Annotated in this window: 2 protein-coding genes; both read right to left on the bottom strand. The window is 64.9% G+C overall.

Annotated features, from left to right (window positions below; all coding sequences use genetic code 11):
- A partial coding sequence (locus tag EOD07_RS34150; RefSeq protein ID WP_127238329.1) for a TIGR03364 family FAD-dependent oxidoreductase occupies nt 1-767 on the bottom strand: 767 nt, incomplete at its 3' end.
- Nucleotides 768-772: 5 nt separating this feature from the next.
- Nucleotides 773-1,470, bottom strand: a 698-nt coding sequence (locus EOD07_RS34145; protein WP_127238328.1) for an aldehyde dehydrogenase family protein, incomplete at its 5' end; no start/stop codon positions are given.

Genomic DNA, 1,470 nt, shown 5'->3' with positions numbered 1-1,470 from the left:
CCCCACAACGCGCCGCCTTCCGGCAAGGCGGCGAAACCGCCATAACGCAACAGGCTGAGATCGGACATCAACGCGGACGAAAGCCGGAAGCCGGGATCGGCGAGGCGCAGCATCTGCAGCTTGCAGCGCTGCACGCCGTGCTTGCCGATCAGCTCCGGATAGAGCGAGCTGAAATCGTCGCCGGGACAGACGACGACCTTTTCTGCGTCAACACGTCCCGCGCTGGTTTCGACGAAGGGCGGCGCGATCTCGGTCACCGACACGCCGGTGCGGAACACGACGCCATGCTTCTCAGCCAGGAACGATGCCAGCCGCGGCAGCACCTCGCGCGACTCCACGCGCAACTCGAACGGACTATGGAGCCCGCCGGTGATCGCGCTCTGGTCGAGGCCGGCCTGCTGCGCGAGCACCTCGCGCGCGGTCAGAAGCTTGCACGCACCGCCATGCTCGCCGGACTTGAACGTCTCGAGCAAGGCAAGCGCTTCCGGGCGCTGCGCCGCGATCAGCTCGCCGCGATGCAGTATCTCGATGCCCGCCTCATTCGCCAGCTCGAGCCAGATTTCCCGGCTGCGTTCCGCCAGCCGGCGCGACAGGCCTGGCTCCTGTCCGGTGACGACGACGAGACCGAAATTGCGGATCGAAGCGCCGTTGGCCTTCTGATCGCGATCGATGACGACGACGCGCAAGCCGCGCCGTGCCGCAGCCAAAGCATGGGCCAGCCCGATGATGCCGGAGCCAACAACGGCAAGGTCGAAACTGTCCTTCACGGCGCCTACCACGGCAAAGAGAAGGTCTTGACGTTGGTGTAGCTCTTCATCGCCTCGATGACGCCTTCCTTGTAGCCATTGCCGGAATCCTTGATGCCGCCGAAGGGACTCATCTCGATGCGGTATCCCGGCACTTCCCAGATGTTGACGGTGCCGACCTTCAAGCCGGTGATGTATTTCTGCATGCGGCGGAAGTCATTGGTGCACACACCGGACGACAGGCCGAATGCCGTCGAGTTCGACAGCTTGATCAGCGCCTCGTCATCGTCGGGCGCGCGCACGATCGGCACGATCGGCCCAAAAGTTTCCTCCATCACTAGCTCGGACTGGTGCGGCACGCGGTCGACGACGATCGGCGGCAGCAGCGCGCCCTTGCGTCCTGGATCGTAGAGCACGTCGGCGCCCTGCTCCGCCGCCATGTGAACACGCTTCTCGAACAGCGCCGCGGCCTTCTCATGCACCACCGTGCCGAGCTGCGTTGCCGGGTCGCGCGGATCGCCGAATTTGATGGCCTTTGCCCGCTCCAGCACCATCGGCACGAAACGATCCGCGACCTTTTCCTGCACCAGGATGCGCTTCACCGCCGTGCAGCGCTGGCCGGAATTCTTGGTGGCGCCGGCAACCGCAAGATCGGCCGCCTTGGCGAGGTCCCCGTCCGAAAGGTCGTTGAGCACGATCAGCGGATCGTTGCCACCCAGTTCCA

The sequence above is a fragment of the Mesorhizobium sp. M2C.T.Ca.TU.002.02.1.1 genome, assembly GCF_003997225.1.
The sequence above is the reverse complement of the archived record's forward strand: the minus strand, read 5'-3'. Positions and strand labels throughout refer to the sequence as shown.